3 protein-coding genes are annotated in these 3891 nt (G+C 36.2%); all 3 read left to right on the forward strand.

The features are described from left to right. The coding region (locus ACIQ2S_RS12000) for an HAD-IC family P-type ATPase (protein WP_396176309.1) at positions 1-1494 on the forward strand (1494 nt) is incomplete at its 5' end. Between the two features lie 89 nt (positions 1495-1583). Beyond that, positions 1584-1790 carry a cbb3-type cytochrome oxidase assembly protein CcoS gene (ccoS, locus tag ACIQ2S_RS12005; RefSeq protein WP_396176311.1) on the forward strand — a complete coding sequence of 69 codons (207 nt, stop codon included), beginning with the start codon at positions 1584-1586 and terminating at the stop codon, positions 1788-1790. Between the two features lie 2 nt (positions 1791-1792). Continuing rightward, on the forward strand, positions 1793-3891 hold a 2099-nt coding region (gene ccoN, locus ACIQ2S_RS12010), incomplete at its 3' end, for a cytochrome-c oxidase, cbb3-type subunit I (protein WP_396176313.1).

The following is a 3891-nucleotide window of genomic DNA, read 5'->3' on the forward strand; positions in this document are numbered from 1 at the left end:
TACTTTCCGATTGCAATCACTAAAATAGTAGCCGATGGTTCTGAAACTTCCGTGCAAGTGTATGACATTGAAAAAGGCGACCGACTCTTAATCAGAAACCAAGAATTGATTCCGGTAGATGGAATTTTAATCTCGGAGAAGGCTTCAATTGATTACAGTTTTGTGACAGGAGAGGCTGTTGCTATTGAGAAAAAATCAGGTGATAAACTATTTGCAGGTGGAAAGCAATTGGGTAAAGTGATTGAAATGGAAGTCCTATTTTCTGTTTCTCAGAGTTATTTAACGCAATTGTGGAGCAACGACGTTTTTCAGAAAAAGGTAGACATCAAGCACAAAACTATTACAGACAAAATCAGTCGGTTTTTTACGCCTGCATTGCTCGGATTGGCAATTGTTTCATTTATTTTTTGGGTTTTTATTGATGTCACTACTGCTTTCAACGTGTTTACCGCAATATTAATAGTTGCCTGTCCTTGTGCTTTGGCTTTAACTGCGCCATTTACGTTGGGTAATGTGTTGCGAATTTTGGGTAAGCGAAAGTTTTATTTAAAAAATGCCATTGTAATTGAGCAATTAGCAAAAGTTGATACAATTGTTTTTGACAAAACCGGAACCATCACTACCAATGAGAAAACAGCGATAACATATGAAGGTACTCCTTTAAATGATTTGGATTATAGGTTGTTATACAACGCCTTACGAGGTTCCAATCATCCGCTGAGTAGAAGATTGTATGATTTTATTCCGCAGCAAACCAAAATGGCTCCCACACACTTTGAAGAATTAATTGGAAAAGGCATCACTGCAACATTTGAGGAAGGAACGATAAAACTGGGGTCTTCCCAATTTTTGCAGCATATGACTGAGAACACCCATAAAAAAACCAAAGTGCATGTAGAAATAGATGGTATTTACAAAGGAAGTTTTGTGTTTAATAATCAATATAGAAAGGGTTTAGAATCATTGTTTGAACTGTTGTCAAAAAAATATGAGTTGGTTGTTTTATCAGGTGATAATGATGGCGAACGTAAAATATTAGAAAAGATGTTGCCGTCCAAAACCACTTTGGTCTTTCACCAAAAGCCCGAACAAAAATTAGGCTTCATTGAAAACTTGCAAAAACAAGGTAAAAATGTCCTCATGATTGGGGATGGACTAAATGATGCCGGTGCATTGGCACAAAGTAATGTGGGAATATCTATTTCAGAAAATGTGAATGTTTTTTCACCTGCCTGCGATGGAATTTTGGATGCTTCGCAATTTCAAAAAATTGCATTTTTTATGCAGTATTCCAAAAATGCAATGAAAACAATTTATATGAGTTTCGGACTTTCATTAGCCTACAATGTTGTTGGATTAACCTATGCAGTTTCCGGAAATCTATCACCATTAGTAGCTGCTATTATTATGCCTTTAAGCACCATTACAATTGTAAGTTTTGTAACAATCATGACAAATATTTATGCCCGAAAACCCGCAGTTCGCAACCCGTAACCAAAAACTAACAATATTTTTAAAAGCATGACAATTATCATTTTTTATAAAAATCAGTAAGTCTAATTTTGTTAACATAATTTTAAGGTATGAGTGTAATTTACATATTAATCTCAATAAGTATTATTGTGGCCGTCTTCTTCTTGTATGCCTTCATTCGAGCTGTAAAAAGTGGCCAGTACGACGACGATTATACTCCCTCTGTCAGAATGCTTTTTGACGACGAACTCCTTAAAAATTCAAAGAAAAATCCAAACAAAAAACCAATACAAACAATCAAAGAAAAACAAGTATAATTATGGAGATGCAACAATTTTATTACGACAACAAAATTGTAAAGAAGTTCCTCTATGCCAGTATCCTTTTTGGTGTGGTGGGAATGTTAGTTGGGCTTTTATTAGCCATCATGTTTTTATTTCCCAATTTAACAGACGGAATATCATTCCTAAGTTTTGGTAGATTAAGACCTTTACATACCAATGCAGTAATTTTTGCATTTGTTGGAAACGCCATTTTTGCCGGTGTTTATTATTCAATGCAACGATTACTCAAAACAAGAATGTACAGTGATTTATTGAGTAACATCAACTTTTGGGGATGGCAACTTATCATTGTTGCAGCTGCAATCACTCTACCTTTAGGATATACTTCTTCCAAAGAGTATGCTGAGTTAGAATGGCCCATTGATATTGCCATTGCTTTAATCTGGGTAGTATTCGGTTTGAACATGATTATGACAATCGTAAAACGAAGAGAACGTCATATTTATGTGGCCATTTGGTTTTACATCGCTACTTTCGTTACCGTTGCAGTACTTCATATTTTTAATAGTTTAGAATTACCTGTTTCTGCTTTAAAAAGCTATTCTGTTTATGCAGGTGTTCAAGATGCACTGGTACAATGGTGGTACGGCCACAATGCAGTAGCATTTTTCTTAACTACTCCTTTTCTAGGTTTAATGTATTATTTTGTTCCAAAAGTGGCCAATCGTCCGGTGTATTCGTACAGACTATCCATTATTCACTTTTGGTCGCTAATATTTATTTATATCTGGGCAGGTCCGCACCATTTGTTATATACAGCTTTGCCTGATTGGGCTCAAAATTTGGGAGTTGTATTCTCCGTCATGCTAATTGCACCGTCTTGGGGTGGTATGATTAATGGACTTTTAACACTTCGTGGAGTGTGGGATAAAGTACGTACGGATGCTGTTCTTAAATTTTTCGTAGTAGGTATTACCGGTTATGGTATGGCAACTTTTGAAGGCCCAATGCTTTCATTAAAAAATGTGAACGCTATCGCACACTTTACCGATTGGATTATTGCACACGTGCACGTGGGTGCTTTAGCTTGGAATGGTTTCATGACTTTTGGTATGATTTATTGGTTGATTCCTCGAATGACTAAAACCAAATTATATTCTGAAAAATTAGCCAATTTCCATTTCTGGATTGGAACTTTAGGAATCGTATTGTATGCGTTGCCATTATATGTTGCCGGTTTTACCCAAGCTTCTATGTGGAAACAATTCAACCCTGACGGGACTTTAATGTACGGAAACTTCCTTGAAACAGTAACTCAAATTATGCCAATGTATTGGATGAGAGCTATTGGAGGTACGTTGTTTGTAGTTGGACTATTAGTTTTAGTATACAATATCATTCGAACAGTAGCTCAGGGATCAACAGTAGAGGATGAATTAGCTGAAGCTCCGGCATTATCAAACATCAGTAACAAAAGACAAAAAGGCGAGAAATGGCACGCTTGGTTAGAAAGAAGACCAATTCAATTTATGTTGTTATCTATTGTTGCTATTTTAATTGGTGGAATTGTGCAAATTATACCAACCATCGTAGTAAAATCAAATATTCCAACAATTGCAGCAGTTAAACCTTACTCTCCATTAGAACTTCAAGGTAGAGATTTATACATCCGTGAAGGTTGTGTAGGGTGTCACTCTCAGATGATACGTCCTTTTAGATCAGAAGTAGAACGTTATGGTGAATATTCAAAAGCTGGGGAATATGTATATGATCATCCATTCTTATGGGGTTCCAAACGTACCGGTCCGGATTTACATAGGTTGGGTGCTAAATACAATGACAACTGGCATTTTAATCACATGTGGGATCCGCAAAGTACTTCACCAGGTTCAATTATGCCGGGTTATAAATGGCTTTACGATAATGAGGCAATGGATCACTCAATGATTGAGAAAAAAATGGAGGTAATGGCAACATTAGGTGTTCCTTATACCGAAGAGGACATCAAAAATGCCCGTCAGAATATGGACGCTCAAGCTTCAGCAATAGAGAAAAACTTGTATTCTGATCCTGATTTTGTAAAATCATATGAAGAAAGCAAAAAGAATGCTGCAACTAAAGGAGAAGAATTCGT

Source organism: Flavobacterium sp. (assembly GCF_044371705.1).
GTDB lineage: Bacteria > Bacteroidota > Bacteroidia > Flavobacteriales > Flavobacteriaceae > Flavobacterium.

Coding starts and splice junctions, on each gene's coding strand:
- ccoS (WP_396176311.1), top strand. CDS start 1,584: ATGAGTGTAATTTACATATTAATCTCAATAAGTATTATTGTGGCCGTC.